This is a genomic window from Streptococcus sp. oral taxon 061 (assembly GCF_013394695.1).
Taxonomy (GTDB): Bacteria; Bacillota; Bacilli; order Lactobacillales; family Streptococcaceae; genus Streptococcus.
In genome coordinates, this window is record NZ_CP058258.1 from 217,703 (window position 1) to 231,755 (window position 14,053).

9 protein-coding genes are annotated in these 14,053 nt (G+C 42.5%); 6 read left to right on the plus strand and 3 right to left on the minus strand.

From position 1 onward, the window contains the following. Window positions 1-109: 109 nt before the first annotated feature. Window positions 110-1,801 (minus strand): arginine--tRNA ligase, encoded by a 1,692-nt coding sequence (argS, locus tag HW271_RS01065; RefSeq protein WP_178894532.1) that lies wholly within the window; start codon window positions 1,799-1,801, stop codon window positions 110-112. A 153-nt stretch (window positions 1,802-1,954) separates the two neighbouring features. Between argS and argR the strand changes: the two genes are divergently transcribed. Both argR and mutS read left to right on the plus strand, forming a co-directional pair. Further along, window positions 1,955-2,401 (plus strand): arginine repressor, encoded by a 447-nt coding sequence (gene argR / locus HW271_RS01070; protein WP_178894533.1) that lies wholly within the window; start codon window positions 1,955-1,957, stop codon window positions 2,399-2,401. A 46-nt stretch (window positions 2,402-2,447) separates the two neighbouring features. Continuing rightward, window positions 2,448-4,982: a DNA mismatch repair protein MutS gene (gene mutS, locus HW271_RS01075; RefSeq protein ID WP_178894534.1), complete on the plus strand. Its 2,535-nt coding sequence runs from the start codon at window positions 2,448-2,450 to the stop codon at window positions 4,980-4,982. 39 nt (window positions 4,983-5,021) lie between these two features. Here the strand turns inward: mutS and HW271_RS01080 are convergent, their stop codons facing one another. Both HW271_RS01080 and HW271_RS01085 read right to left on the minus strand, forming a co-directional pair. Continuing rightward, entirely contained in the window at window positions 5,022-5,480 is a 459-nt protein-coding gene (locus tag HW271_RS01080; protein ID WP_178894535.1) for a DUF3021 domain-containing protein, read from the minus strand. Continuing rightward, complete coding sequence (locus tag HW271_RS01085) at window positions 5,477-5,917, minus strand: LytTR family DNA-binding domain-containing protein (protein ID WP_178894536.1); 441 nt, start codon at window positions 5,915-5,917, stop codon at window positions 5,477-5,479. Before HW271_RS01085 ends, HW271_RS01080 begins: the two co-directional genes overlap by 4 nt. Before the next feature lie 342 nt (window positions 5,918-6,259). Here HW271_RS01085 and rpsL point away from each other — a divergent pair, with 342 nt between their 5' ends. The 4 genes from rpsL to HW271_RS01105 all read left to right on the plus strand — a co-directional run bounded on the left by rpsL (window position 6,260) and on the right by HW271_RS01105 (window position 14,033). Further along, window positions 6,260-6,676: a 30S ribosomal protein S12 gene (rpsL, locus tag HW271_RS01090; protein ID WP_001142333.1), complete on the plus strand. Its 417-nt coding sequence runs from the start codon at window positions 6,260-6,262 to the stop codon at window positions 6,674-6,676. Window positions 6,677-6,695: 19 nt separating this feature from the next. Beyond that, window positions 6,696-7,166, plus strand: a complete 471-nt coding sequence (gene rpsG, locus HW271_RS01095; protein WP_000087873.1) for a 30S ribosomal protein S7 — start codon at window positions 6,696-6,698, stop codon at window positions 7,164-7,166. A 277-nt stretch (window positions 7,167-7,443) separates the two neighbouring features. After that, window positions 7,444-9,525, plus strand: a complete 2,082-nt coding sequence (gene fusA, locus HW271_RS01100) for an elongation factor G (RefSeq protein ID WP_178894537.1) — start codon at window positions 7,444-7,446, stop codon at window positions 9,523-9,525. A gap of 113 nt (window positions 9,526-9,638) precedes the next feature. Continuing rightward, window positions 9,639-14,033, plus strand: a complete 4,395-nt coding sequence (locus tag HW271_RS01105; RefSeq protein ID WP_178894538.1) for a PolC-type DNA polymerase III — start codon at window positions 9,639-9,641, stop codon at window positions 14,031-14,033. The last annotated feature ends 20 nt before the right edge of the window (window positions 14,034-14,053 follow it).

The following is a 14,053-nucleotide window of genomic DNA, read 5'->3' on the forward strand; positions in this document are numbered from 1 at the left end:
TAAATCGATTATATTTATGTCCTAAAACTAGTGAGGCGTTTAGGCAAATCGCCCGATAGCGATTGCCGTCAAGAGACTAGGAACTTTAGTTTCAGTCTCTTGTAACGAATTACATCTTCTCTGGCGCCTCTACACCCAACAGACGAAGGGCTTCTTTAAGGACAACTGCTGTTGCATAGCTGAGAGCTAGGCGACTGTCACGTTCTGGGCTTTCATCTAAGATACGAGTGTGGGCATAGTATTTGTTAAAGGCTTGAGCTAAGCTGATTGCAAATTTAGCGATGATAGACGGCTCATAGTTATCAGCTGCACGTTTAATAATACGTGGGAAGTCTTGGATTAGCTTGATAATTTCCCAGCTTTCGGCATCGTTCAAACTATAGTTGGCACCTGCTTCAGGTTTGAAATCGGCTTTACGCAAGATTGATTGGATACGAGCGTAAGCGTATTGGACATAAGGACCAGTTTCCCCTTCAAAGGATACCATGGCTTCGAGGTCGAAGTCGTAGCCATTTGTACGGTCGGTTTTAAGGTCATAGAATTTAATGGCCCCAACTCCAACAGCATGAGCAACTTGGTCTTTGTTTTCAAGTTCAGGATTTTTTGCTTCGATCTGCGCTTTAGCACGGCTGATGGCTTCTGCGACAGTTGGCTCTAGCAAGATAACATTTCCTTTACGAGTAGAAAGTTTTTTCCCTTCCTTTGTTACTAATCCAAACGGAACATGGACAATGTCTTGGCTCCAATCATAGCCCATCTCTTGCAAGACAGCCTTGAGTTGTTTGAAGTGAGCAGATTGCTCTTGACCAACGACATAAATCGATTTAGCAAATTGATATTCGTTTTTACGGTAGAGGGCCGCAGCTAAGTCACGTGTGATGTAGAGTGTAGCACCGTCAGATTTCTTGATAAGAGCTGGGTGTTCAATTCCATATTTTTCAAGATTCACAACTTGAGCACCTTCTGATTCGACTAATAGTCCTTTTTCAGAAAGGATGTCTACAACTGCATCCATTTTATCATTGTAGAAAGCTTCTCCGTTATAGCTGTCGAATTCAACTTGTAATTCATCGTAAAGGCGGTTAAATTCTACCAAGCTTTCATCGCGGAACCATTGCCAAAGAGCAAGAGCTTCCTCATCGCCGTTTTCAAGTTTGCGGAACCATTCGCGTGCTTCTTCATCCAAACTTGGGTCGTTCTCAGCTTCAGCATTAATGCGGACATAGAGCTTAAGGAGTTCATCGATTGGATGAGCCTTAACTGCTTCTTCGTTACCCCATTTCTTGTAGGCAACAATCAACATTCCAAACTGTTTGCCCCAGTCTCCCAAGTGGTTGACCTTGACAGTTTTATAGCCGATTTTTTGGAAGATATGTGACAAGCTATCTCCGATAACTGTTGAACGAAGGTGACCGATTGAAAATGGTTTAGCAATATTAGGGCTAGACATGTCAATGACAACATTTTCTTGATTGCCAATCTCTTGGTCAGCGTAGTGCTCTTTTTCAGTAATAACGTTTTGTAGAACTTGACCAGAAATGGCAGCTTTATCAAGGAAGAAGTTTACGTAAGGACCTGTTGCTACAACCTTTTCAAAAGCTTGGCTATTGATCTTTTCAGCGATGTCAGCAGCAATCATTTGAGGAGCTTTACGTTCAACCTTTGCCAATGAGAAGGCAGGGAAGGCGACATCTCCCATATCTGAGTTTTTAGGTGTTTCTAGTAAATTTAAAATAGCCTCTTGATCCAGGCTATCAATGACGCTAGCCAACTCGCTAGCAATCAATTCTTTTGTATTCATTTAGGGCTCCTTTAGGGCTTTTCTACTATTTTAACACAATTTACTACATTTTTTTGGAAAGAAGAGAATTTTTTTGAAATATCCAGTTTTTTTGATATAATGTTCTTACTAAAAAAATGTAAAATGTTATAAATATGCACTCGAGAGGAACATATGAGAAAAAGAGAACGTCATCAGCTTATTAAGCGAATGATTACAGAAGAAAAATTAGGCACTCAAAAAGAAATCCAGGATCGATTGGAAGCTTGTAATGTCTTTGTGACACAGACGACCTTATCCCGTGATTTGCGAGAGCTTGGCTTAACCAAAGTTAAGAAAAACGATGTTGTTTACTATGTGCTAGCAAATGAGACAGAGAAGATTGATCTGGTCGAATTCCTTTCACATCACTTAGAGGGTGTTGCAAGAGCCGAATTCACCTTGGTTCTCCACACTAAACTTGGAGAAGCATCCGTTTTAGCCAATGTAGTAGATTCAAATAAAGATGAATGGATTTTAGGTACGGTTGCAGGAGCGAATACCTTGTTGGTCATCTGTAAAGATCAACATGCTGCTAAAGTGATGGAAGAACGCTTGCTAGAGCTAATGGAAGATAGATAAGGTCTTGAGAGCTTCTCTCAGGACTGTTTTTACAAGGAGAGAGTAAATGACTACTGAAAAATTATCACCTGGTATGCAACAGTATGTGGATATCAAAAAACAATATCCAGATGCTTTTTTGCTTTTTCGTATGGGTGATTTTTATGAGTTGTTTTATGAAGATGCAGTCAATGCTGCCCAGATACTAGAAATCTCACTAACCAGTCGTAATAAAAATGCTGAAAATCCTATTCCTATGGCTGGTGTTCCTTATCACTCTGCCCAACAGTATATAGATGTCCTCGTTGAGCGTGGCTACAAGGTTGCCATCGCTGAACAGATGGAAGACCCTAAACAGGCTGTGGGTGTCGTTAAGCGTGAGGTCGTCCAGGTCATTACACCAGGGACAGTGGTTGATAGTAGTAAGCCAGATAGTCAAAACAACTTTTTGGTAGCTATTGATCGTGATGGATCTCAATATGGTTTAGCCTATATGGACCTAGTGACAGGTGATTTCTATGTAACGGGATTATCAGATTTCTCTCTAGTCTGTGGTGAAATCCGTAACCTCAAGGCTAGAGAAGTGGTGATTGGTTATGACTTGCCTGAAGTAGAGGAGCAGATTCTCAGTCGTCAAATGAATCTAGTCCTTTCCTACGAACAGGAAATATATGAAGACGTTCACCTGTTGGATTCAAGATTGACAACTGTTGAAGGAGCAGCCAGTGGAAAACTTCTCCAGTATGTTCATCGGACGCAGATGAGAGAGTTGAATCACTTAAAACCTGTTATCCGTTATGAAATCAAAGATTTTTTGCAGATGGATTTTGCGACCAAGGCTAGTCTGGATTTGGTTGAAAATGCTCGCTCAGGTAAGAAACAAGGCAGCCTTTTCTGGTTGCTAGATGAGACTAAAACTGCAATGGGTATGCGACTCTTGCGTTCTTGGATCCAACGCCCTTTGATTGACAAGGACCGTATCCTTGAACGTCAGGAGGTTGTGCAAGTCTTTCTGGATTATTTCTTTGAGCGTAGTGATTTAACGGAAAGCCTCAAGGGAGTCTACGATATCGAGCGTTTGGCTAGTCGTGTTTCTTTTGGGAAAAGCAATCCCAAAGACCTCTTGCAACTAGCGACTACCTTGGGAAGTGTTCCAAGGATTCGCGCCATTTTAGAGGGAATGGAGCAACCAGCTCTAGCTTATCTGATTGAACAACTAGATGCTATTCCTGAGTTGGAAAATCTCATTAGTGCAGCTATTGCTCCGGAAGCTCCTCACGTGATTACAGAGGGTGGCATTATTCGGACTGGCTTTGACGAGACCTTGGACAAATACCGTCGTGTTCTCAGAGAGGGGACTAGTTGGATTGCTGAGATTGAAGCTAAGGAAAGAGAAAACTCTGGCATCAATACTCTCAAGATTGATTACAATAAAAAAGACGGTTACTATTTCCATGTGACCAATTCGCAGCTCGGCAATGTTCCAGCCCATTTTTTCCGCAAGGCTACTCTGAAAAACTCTGAGCGTTTTGGGACAGAGGAGTTAGCGCGTATCGAAGGTGAAATGCTAGAGGCGCGTGAGAAATCAGCAAATCTAGAGTACGAAATCTTTATGCGTATTCGTGAGGAAGTTGGCAAGTATATCCAACGCCTGCAGGCTCTAGCTCAAGGAATTGCGACTGTTGATGTCTTACAAGGCTTGGCAGTAGTTGCAGAAAAACAACACCTGATTCGACCAGAGTTTGGGCAAGAGTCTAGCATAGATATCCAAAAAGGTCGTCACGCTGTTGTTGAGAAAGTCATGGGAGCTCAGACCTATATCCCCAATAGTATCCAGATGGATGAAGATACTAGCATTCAACTAATTACAGGTCCGAACATGAGCGGGAAGTCAACCTACATGCGTCAACTAGCCATTACAGCGGTTATGGCTCAGATGGGTTCTTATGTCCCTGCAGAAAGTGCTCGACTGCCAATTTTTGATGCGATCTTCACTCGTATTGGTGCAGCTGATGACTTGGTTTCAGGCCAGTCCACCTTTATGGTAGAGATGATGGAAGCTAATAATGCTATTAGTCATGCGACCAGGAACTCTCTGATTCTCTTTGATGAACTTGGTCGGGGAACCGCAACTTATGATGGGATGGCTTTAGCCCAGTCTATCATCGAGTACATCCATGAGCATATTGGAGCCAAGACTCTCTTTGCGACCCACTACCATGAATTAACTAGTCTTGAGACTAGTCTTAAACATCTAGTAAATGTACACGTGGCTACGCTTGAGCAAAATGGTCAGGTTACCTTCCTTCATAAGATTGAACCAGGGCCAGCTGATAAATCATACGGTATTCACGTTGCTAAGATTGCAGGATTGCCAGCAGACTTGCTAAAAAGAGCGGATGCGATTCTAACTCAACTAGAGAGCCAAGGTCAGGAAAATCCAATTTCTATCAATCAAAGGAATGCTGTCAATGAGCAAATGTCTCTCTTTGATGAAAAAGAAGAAAGTCCTATCCTAGCAGAATTGGCTGAAGTAGATGTTTACAATATAACACCTATGCAAGCCATGAATCTCTTGTTAGAGCTGAAGCAAAAATTATAAGCAAAAACCCACTCCGTTTTGTGAGTGGGTTTTTAGGTATTATTTTTTATGAGCCAATAGTTGATTGATGTGTGCAACTTTTTTAGATTCTCTTTTGTAGAGAACAATCCAGATGATGAGGTAGACGATTGCAAACTCTGGGATGAGTTGAAGGATGAAAGTCCAGTGAAGCGGGAACCATCCTGCTAGGATTGCTAAAGGTACAAAACCTAGCAACATAAGGAAGAAGTGAGTGACAGTCGCACGAAGAAGGCTCCAATCTTGAGCGAATAGACGGCCACCAAAACTAAAGAGGACTCCAATCGCTGCCCAGATAAGCAGACAGTAAAGTAAGACGAGTGATCCATGCACCTGATGTTGGGTCATGAATTGACCAATCAAAGAGTTGTGGCTGAGAGGTGCGTAGTTACTTGGTGAGTGGATAAACGAAAAGATAATAGATAGGATGAGGCCGATGAGGATACCAGTTGTGGCATCGTGAAATACTTGTTTTTTCATAGTTCTAATTTCTCCTTAATAGCTTTGAGGTAACGGCGAGATGAGTAGGTGAAACTTTCGTTTTTAAGATAAATTTCAATCAAGCCGTTAGAGGTTAGTTTTAGATGACTGATAGCATCAATGTTGACAATTTCCGATTGGGAAATTTGGATAAAGGAAGCAGGTAAGATTTCAACTGCTTGGTAGAGACGAATGTCGAGAGCATAGATTCGACTGTCCGTTTCAGCCAAGACTTTACGATTCTCGATGTAAATCCGTTGAATCTTTTGAATTTCGATAAGAAAAACCTGATCTTGAAATTTTCCTTTAAGAGTTTCTTTTTGATCTAGCGATTGAACAAAGTCTTGAACTTTTTGAACTCTAGGGGACAAAGTTGGTGCTTCTATGATGATTTGTTCTTCAATATACTGCTGATCAATGTCGAGTTTGACTTTCATAATTTCTCCTTTATCTAGTTGTAATAGAGATCTCTTACTTACAAGTCTATTAAACACCATTTTTTTGACAATTACAAGAAGCTTTGTCTATGTGGTCGGTTGAAGAGTCTATCTGGTAGGTGACTGTTTTCAAAGAGATTTTAGAGTAAAGAAGTCAAAAAATAAGAAGAAATATATTGACAAAAATAGAAAAAAAGTGGTACAATGTTATACGGTACTTTTTACTTTTGGTCTCTCAAGAGTGTACAGGGACGTGCTGACAAATGTTGCAAAAGTACACACAGATGATAGCTGTCACCAAGTGTATCATCACCAAAAATAAAAAAACACAGGAGAATGTAGATGCCTACAATTAACCAATTGGTTCGCAAACCGCGTAAATCAAAAGTAGAAAAATCTAAATCACCAGCTTTGAACGTTGGTTACAACAGTCATAAAAAAGTTCAAACAAACGTTTCTTCACCACAAAAACGTGGTGTAGCAACTCGTGTTGGAACTATGACACCTAAAAAACCTAACTCTGCCCTTCGTAAATTTGCTCGTGTACGTTTGAGCAACCTTATCGAAGTTACTGCCTACATCCCAGGTATCGGACACAACTTGCAAGAGCACAGCGTGGTGCTTCTTCGCGGTGGACGTGTAAAAGACCTTCCAGGGGTACGTTACCATATCGTCCGTGGTGCACTTGATACTGCAGGTGTTAACGATCGTAAACAAGGCCGTTCTAAATACGGTACTAAACGTCCGAAAAAAGCATAAGGAAAGGGGATAAAGAGAAATGAGTCGTAAAAATAGAGCTCCAAAACGTGACGTATTGCCAGATCCGCTTTACAATTCACAACTAGTTACTCGTCTTATCAACCGCGTTATGCTTGACGGTAAACGTGGTACAGCTGCTTCAATCGTTTACGGTGCTTTTGAGCAAATCAAAGAAGCTACTGGCAACGATGCACTTGAAGTATTTGAAACAGCTATGGAAAACATCATGCCTGTACTTGAAGTACGTGCACGTCGTGTTGGTGGATCTAACTACCAAGTCCCAGTTGAAGTTCGTCCAGAACGTCGTACAACACTTGGACTTCGTTGGTTGGTAACAATCGCTCGCCTTCGTGGTGAACACACAATGCAAGACCGTCTTGCAAAAGAAATCTTGGATGCTGCTAACAACACTGGTGCAGCAGTTAAGAAACGTGAAGACACTCACCGTATGGCTGAAGCTAACCGTGCCTTCGCACACTTCCGTTGGTAAAATCATGATGCTAGGAACGGCAAGGATGCAAAGTGAAAATAGGAAACTGACGCAGTATTCGACGAATACAAGGAAGTTTATCTTTTTCACACAGCATCCCGTTCCGGCTCAAATCGGCTAACTAACTTTAGCCCGAGTTCAATTCAACTTCCCATCTCACAAGTTGAAACCAACTAAACAAGATAAACACTGAGAACGGGTAGGTCCTGCCTATCCGTTTTTATTAAATCGTGTTATAATAGAATAGAAATAAAAAATAATAGGAGAAACAAACCTCATGGCACGCGAATTTTCACTTGAAAAAACTCGTAATATCGGTATCATGGCTCACGTCGATGCTGGTAAAACAACTACAACTGAGCGTATCCTTTACTACACTGGTAAAATCCACAAAATCGGTGAAACTCACGAAGGTGCGTCACAAATGGACTGGATGGAGCAAGAGCAAGAACGTGGTATCACTATCACATCTGCTGCGACAACAGCTCAATGGAACAACCACCGTGTAAACATCATCGACACACCAGGACACGTGGACTTCACAATCGAAGTACAACGTTCTCTTCGTGTATTGGACGGTGCGGTTACAGTTCTTGACTCACAATCAGGTGTTGAGCCTCAAACTGAAACAGTTTGGCGTCAAGCAACTGAGTACGGAGTTCCACGTATCGTATTTGCCAACAAAATGGACAAAATCGGTGCTGACTTCCTTTACTCAGTAAGCACACTTCACGATCGTCTTCAAGCGAACGCACACCCAATTCAATTGCCAATCGGTTCTGAAGATGACTTCCGTGGTATCATCGACTTGATCAAGATGAAAGCTGAAATCTATACTAACGACCTTGGTACAGATATCCTTGAAGAAGATATTCCAGCTGAATACCTTGACCAAGCTCAAGAATACCGTGAAAAATTGGTTGAAGCAGTTGCTGAAACTGATGAAGAATTGATGATGAAATACCTTGAAGGTGAAGAAATCACTAACGAAGAATTGAAAGCTGGTATCCGTAAAGCAACCATCAACGTTGAATTCTTCCCAGTATTGTGTGGTTCTGCCTTCAAGAACAAAGGTGTTCAATTGATGCTTGATGCGGTTATCGACTACCTTCCAAGCCCACTTGACATCCCAGCGATCAAAGGTATCAACCCAGATACAGATGAAGAAGAAACTCGTCCTGCATCTGACGAAGAGCCATTTGCAGCTCTTGCCTTCAAGATCATGACTGACCCATTCGTAGGTCGTTTGACATTCTTCCGTGTGTACTCAGGTGTTCTTCAATCAGGTTCTTACGTATTGAACACTTCTAAAGGTAAACGTGAACGTATCGGACGTATCCTTCAAATGCACGCTAACAGCCGTCAAGAAATCGACACTGTTTACTCAGGTGATATCGCTGCTGCCGTTGGTTTGAAAGATACTACAACTGGTGACTCATTGACAGATGAAAAAGCGAAAATCATCCTTGAGTCAATCAACGTTCCAGAACCAGTTATCCAATTGATGGTTGAGCCAAAATCTAAAGCTGACCAAGACAAGATGGGTATTGCCCTTCAAAAATTGGCTGAAGAAGATCCAACATTCCGCGTTGAAACAAACGTTGAAACTGGTGAAACAGTTATCTCTGGTATGGGTGAGCTTCACCTTGACGTCCTTGTTGACCGTATGCGTCGTGAATTCAAAGTTGAAGCGAATGTAGGTGCTCCTCAAGTATCTTACCGTGAAACATTCCGCGCTTCTACTCAAGCACGTGGATTCTTCAAACGTCAGTCTGGTGGTAAAGGTCAATTCGGTGATGTATGGATTGAATTTACTCCAAATGAAGAAGGTAAAGGATTCGAATTCGAAAACGCAATCGTCGGTGGTGTGGTTCCTCGTGAATTTATCCCAGCGGTTGAAAAAGGTTTGGTAGAATCTATGGCTAACGGTGTTCTTGCTGGTTACCCAATGGTTGATGTTAAAGCTAAGCTTTACGATGGTTCATACCACGATGTCGACTCATCTGAAACTGCCTTCAAGATCGCTGCATCTCTTGCACTTAAAGAAGCTGCTAAGACTGCACAACCAGCTATCCTTGAGCCAATGATGCTTGTAACAATCACTGTTCCAGAAGAAAACCTTGGTGATGTTATGGGTCACGTAACTGCTCGTCGTGGACGTGTAGATGGTATGGAAGCACACGGTAACAGCCAAATCGTTCGTGCTTACGTTCCACTTGCTGAAATGTTCGGTTACGCAACAGTTCTTCGTTCTGCATCACAAGGACGTGGTACATTCATGATGGTATTCGACCACTACGAAGATGTGCCTAAGTCAGTACAAGAAGAAATCATTAAGAAAAACAAAGGTGAAGAATAATTCACCGTCACTTTAAAAGAAGTCACTTTGTGGCTTCTTTTTCTGTTTGGTAGAAATAGCTAAAATGGCCTCAAATATGGTAAAATAGAAGGAGTATATTGTGAGGAAAATGGATGTCAACCACTTTTGAAATTTTAATGAATCAGTTGGGAATCCCCGCTGAGATAAGAAATCATGAAGCCTTCTCCGAGGCAGAGATTGAACAAGTTATTGTACACAAACAAAGTAAAATTTGGGAGTTTCGTTTTGTATTTGAGAATATCCTCCCCTTTGAACTCTTTTTAGCGTTGAAGAAAGGGCTAAAAGAAGAATTTTCAAAAACAGGAAATCAAGCAACCTTTGAGATAAAAACTCGCCATCAAGACTTTACAAAAGAGCTTCTACAAGCCTACTATCAAGAGGCTTTTTCAGATGGACCTTGTGCTAGTCAAGGTTTTCGTTCCGTGTATCAGGGATTTCAGGTTCGAGTTGAAAATGATCAGCTGATTATTGAGGCTTCTGAAGCAGCAGATACAGAACATTTTAGAAAAAACCACCTACCAAATCTCAGTAAACAGCTGGAACTTTTTGGCTTTCCTAAATTCACTTGTGTTTTAGAGAAAAATGAAGATTTGACCAAGGAAGAACAGGACGCTTTTCATTCTGAAAATCAAATGATTGTTCAGGCTGCCAATGAAGAGACTCTTCGTGCTATGGAACAGTTGGAACAGATGGCACCGCCTCCTCCAGTTGAGGACAAACCTGTCTTTGATTTCCAAGCCAAGAAGGCAGCTGCCAAGCCAAAACTAGACAAGGCAGAAATTACTCCAATGATCGAGGTCAATACTGAGGAGAACCGTCTAGTCTTTGAAGGAGTTGTCTTTGATGTTGAGCAGAAGGTGACTCGGACAGGACGTGTTTTGATTAACTTCAAGATGACCGACTATACATCTAGCTTCTCCATGCAAAAATGGGTCAAAAATGAAGAAGAAGCTCAGAAGTTTGACATAATCAAGAAAAACTCTTGGCTTCGTGTTCGAGGAAATGTCGAGGTCAATAATTTTACACGAGATTTGACCATGAATGTTCAGGACGTGCAGGAAGTTGTTCACTATGAACGTAAGGACTTGATGCCAGAAGGTGAGCGTCGGGTTGAGTTCCATGCACATACCAATATGTCCACCATGGATGCTCTACCTGAAGTTGAAGAACTCGTTGCGAAAGCAGCCAAATGGGGACACAAGGCAGTAGCAATCACGGACCACGGTAATGTTCAATCCTTCCCTCATGGTTATAAGGCAGCCAAGAAAGCTGGTATTCAGCTCATTTATGGGATGGAAGCCAATATCGTAGAAGACCGTGTTCCTATCGTCTATAACGAAGTGGAGATGGATCTTTCTGAAGCGACCTATGTAGTCTTTGACGTGGAAACGACAGGACTTTCAGCTATCTATAATGACTTGATTCAGGTGGCGGCTTCTAAGATGTATAAGGGCAATATCGTAGCTGAATTTGATGAATTTATCAATCCTGGGCACCCCTTATCAGCCTTTACAACTGAATTGACAGGAATTACGGACGACCATGTAAAAAATGCAAAACCCTTGGTTCAAGTTCTGAAAGAGTTCCAAGAATTTTGTAAGGATACCGTTCTTGTAGCCCACAATGCGACCTTTGACGTTGGCTTTATGAATGCTAATTATGAACGTCATGGTCTTCCAAAAATCACTCAGCCTGTCATCGATACGCTAGAGTTCGCAAGAAATCTCTATCCTGAATACAAGCGCCACGGTCTAGGACCTTTGACCAAGCGTTTTGGAGTTGCCCTAGAACACCACCACATGGCCAACTATGATGCGGAAGCAACTGGCCGTCTGCTTTTTATCTTTATCAAGGAAGTGGCAGAAAAACATGGTGTGACAGATTTGGCACGATTAAACCTTGATTTAATCAGTCCGGACTCTTATAAAAAAGCTCGCGTCAAGCATGCGACTATCTATGTAAAAAATCAAGTAGGCTTGAAAAACATCTTTAAGCTGGTTTCTCTCTCAAATACCCAGTATTTTGAAGGAGTTCCAAGGATTCCACGTACAGTACTAGATGCCCATCGAGAAGGTTTAATCTTGGGATCGGCTTGTACGGAAGGAGAAGTCTTTGATGCAGTCGTATCACAGGGTGTAGATGCGGCGGTCGAAGTTGCTAAATACTATGACTTTATTGAGGTGATGCCTCCAGCTATCTATGCACCTCTGATTGCCAAAGAGCAGGTCAAGGACATGGAGGAGCTCCACACCATTATCAAGAGTTTGATAGAGGTTGGAGATCGTCTCGGCAAGCCGGTTCTTGCGACAGGAAATGTCCACTATCTCGAACCTGAGGATGAGATTTATCGTGAGATTATCGTACGAAGTCTAGGTCAGGGTGCCATGATTAACCGAACGATCGGCCATGGAGAAGCTGCCCAACCAGCTCCGCTACCCAAGGCGCATTTTAGAACAACCAATGAAATGTTGGATGAGTTTGCCTTTCTAGGAGAAGATTTGGCTCGTAAGATTGTCATTGAAAACACCAATGCCTTGGCAGAAATCTTTGAACCTGTGGAAGTTGTAAAGGGTGATTTGTACACACCTTTCATTGACAAAGCCGAAGAAACAGTTGCCGAGTTAACCTACAAAAAAGCCTTCGAAATCTATGGGAACCCACTCCCAGATATCGTTGATTTACGGATTGAAAAGGAATTGACTTCTATCTTGGGGAATGGATTTGCCGTTATTTATCTGGCTTCACAGATGCTAGTGCACCGTTCCAACGAACGAGGATATTTGGTTGGTTCACGTGGGTCTGTCGGTTCTAGTTTCGTTGCGACCATGATTGGGATTACCGAGGTTAATCCGCTATCTCCTCACTATGTCTGTGGTCAGTGTCAGTACAGTGAGTTTATCACAGATGGTTCTTACGGTTCAGGCTTTGATATGCCAGATAAAGACTGTCCAAACTGTGGCCACAAGCTCAGCAAAAATGGACAGGACATTCCTTTCGAGACTTTTCTTGGTTTTGACGGGGATAAGGTTCCCGATATCGATTTGAACTTCTCAGGGGAGGACCAGCCGAGTGCTCACTTGGATGTGCGTGATATCTTTGGTGAGGAGTATGCCTTCCGTGCAGGAACGGTTGGTACGGTGGCTGCTAAAACAGCCTATGGATTTGTCAAGGGTTACGAGCGTGACTATGGCAAGTTCTACCGTGAGGCTGAAGTAGAGCGCCTAGCCCAAGGAGCTGCGGGTGTTAAACGGACGACCGGTCAGCACCCAGGGGGAATCGTTGTTATTCCTAACTATATGGATGTCTATGACTTTACTCCAGTGCAATACCCTGCAGATGATGTAACTGCTGAATGGCAGACCACTCACTTTAACTTCCACGATATTGATGAGAACGTCCTCAAACTCGATGTTCTTGGTCATGATGATCCGACCATGATTCGAAAACTCCAGGACTTATCAGGCATTGATCCAAATGATATTCCAATGGATGATCCAGGTGTCATGGCTCTCTTCTCGGGTACAGATATCCTGGGAGTGACGCCTGAACAAATCGGGACTTCAACCGGTATGCTTGGTATTCCAGAGTTTGGGACCAATTTTGTTCGTGGAATGGTGGATGAAACCCATCCGACGACTTTTGCAGAGTTACTTCAGCTTTCTGGTCTGTCTCACGGTACCGATGTATGGTTGGGAAATGCCCAAGACTTGATCAAGGCTGGAATTGCGGACCTGTCAACCGTTATCGGATGTCGGGATGATATCATGGTTTACCTCATGCACGCTGGTCTAGATCCAAAGATGGCCTTTACTATCATGGAGCGTGTACGTAAGGGATTGTGGCTCAAAATCTCAGAAGAAGAGCGCAACGGTTATATCGAAGCCATGAAGGCCAACAATGTACCTGAGTGGTACATCGAATCTTGTGGGAAAATCAAGTATATGTTCCCTAAAGCCCATGCGGCAGCCTACGTTATGATGGCCCTTCGTGTGGCCTACTTCAAGGTTCACCATCCGATTTATTATTACTGTGCTTACTTCTCTATCCGTGCCAAGGCCTTTGATATCAAGACCATGGGTGCAGGTTTGGAAGCTATCAAACGCAAGATGCAAGAAATTGCTGAGAAGCGCAAGAACAATGAAGCTTCCAACGTAGAAATTGACCTCTATACAACGCTTGAAATCGTCAATGAGATGTGGGAACGTGGCTTCAAATTTGGGAAGTTGGACCTCTATCGCAGTGATGCGACCGAATTTATCATTGACGGAGATACCCTCATCCCACCATTTGTAGCTATGGATGGTCTAGGAGAGAACGTTGCCAAGCAATTGGTGCGAGCTCGTCAAGAAGGTGAATTCCTCTCTAAAACAGAACTTCGCAAGCGTGGTGGACTCTCATCAACCTTGGTTGAAAAGATGGATGAAATGGGTATTCTTGGCAATATGCCAGAGGACAACCAGTTGAGTTTGTTTGATGATTTGTTTTAATAGTTTGAAATGTCTTATGT

Coding starts and splice junctions, on each gene's coding strand:
- HW271_RS01085 (WP_178894536.1), bottom strand. CDS start 5,917: ATGAAAGTCAAACTCGACATTGATCAGCAGTATATTGAAGAACAAATC.
- rpsL (WP_001142333.1), top strand. CDS start 6,260: ATGCCTACAATTAACCAATTGGTTCGCAAACCGCGTAAATCAAAAGTA.
- HW271_RS01080 (WP_178894535.1), bottom strand. CDS start 5,480: ATGAAAAAACAAGTATTTCACGATGCCACAACTGGTATCCTCATCGGC.
- fusA (WP_178894537.1), top strand. CDS start 7,444: ATGGCACGCGAATTTTCACTTGAAAAAACTCGTAATATCGGTATCATG.
- rpsG (WP_000087873.1), top strand. CDS start 6,696: ATGAGTCGTAAAAATAGAGCTCCAAAACGTGACGTATTGCCAGATCCG.
- mutS (WP_178894534.1), top strand. CDS start 2,448: ATGACTACTGAAAAATTATCACCTGGTATGCAACAGTATGTGGATATC.
- argS (WP_178894532.1), bottom strand. CDS start 1,801: ATGAATACAAAAGAATTGATTGCTAGCGAGTTGGCTAGCGTCATTGAT.
- argR (WP_178894533.1), top strand. CDS start 1,955: ATGAGAAAAAGAGAACGTCATCAGCTTATTAAGCGAATGATTACAGAA.
- HW271_RS01105 (WP_178894538.1), top strand. CDS start 9,639: ATGTCAACCACTTTTGAAATTTTAATGAATCAGTTGGGAATCCCCGCT.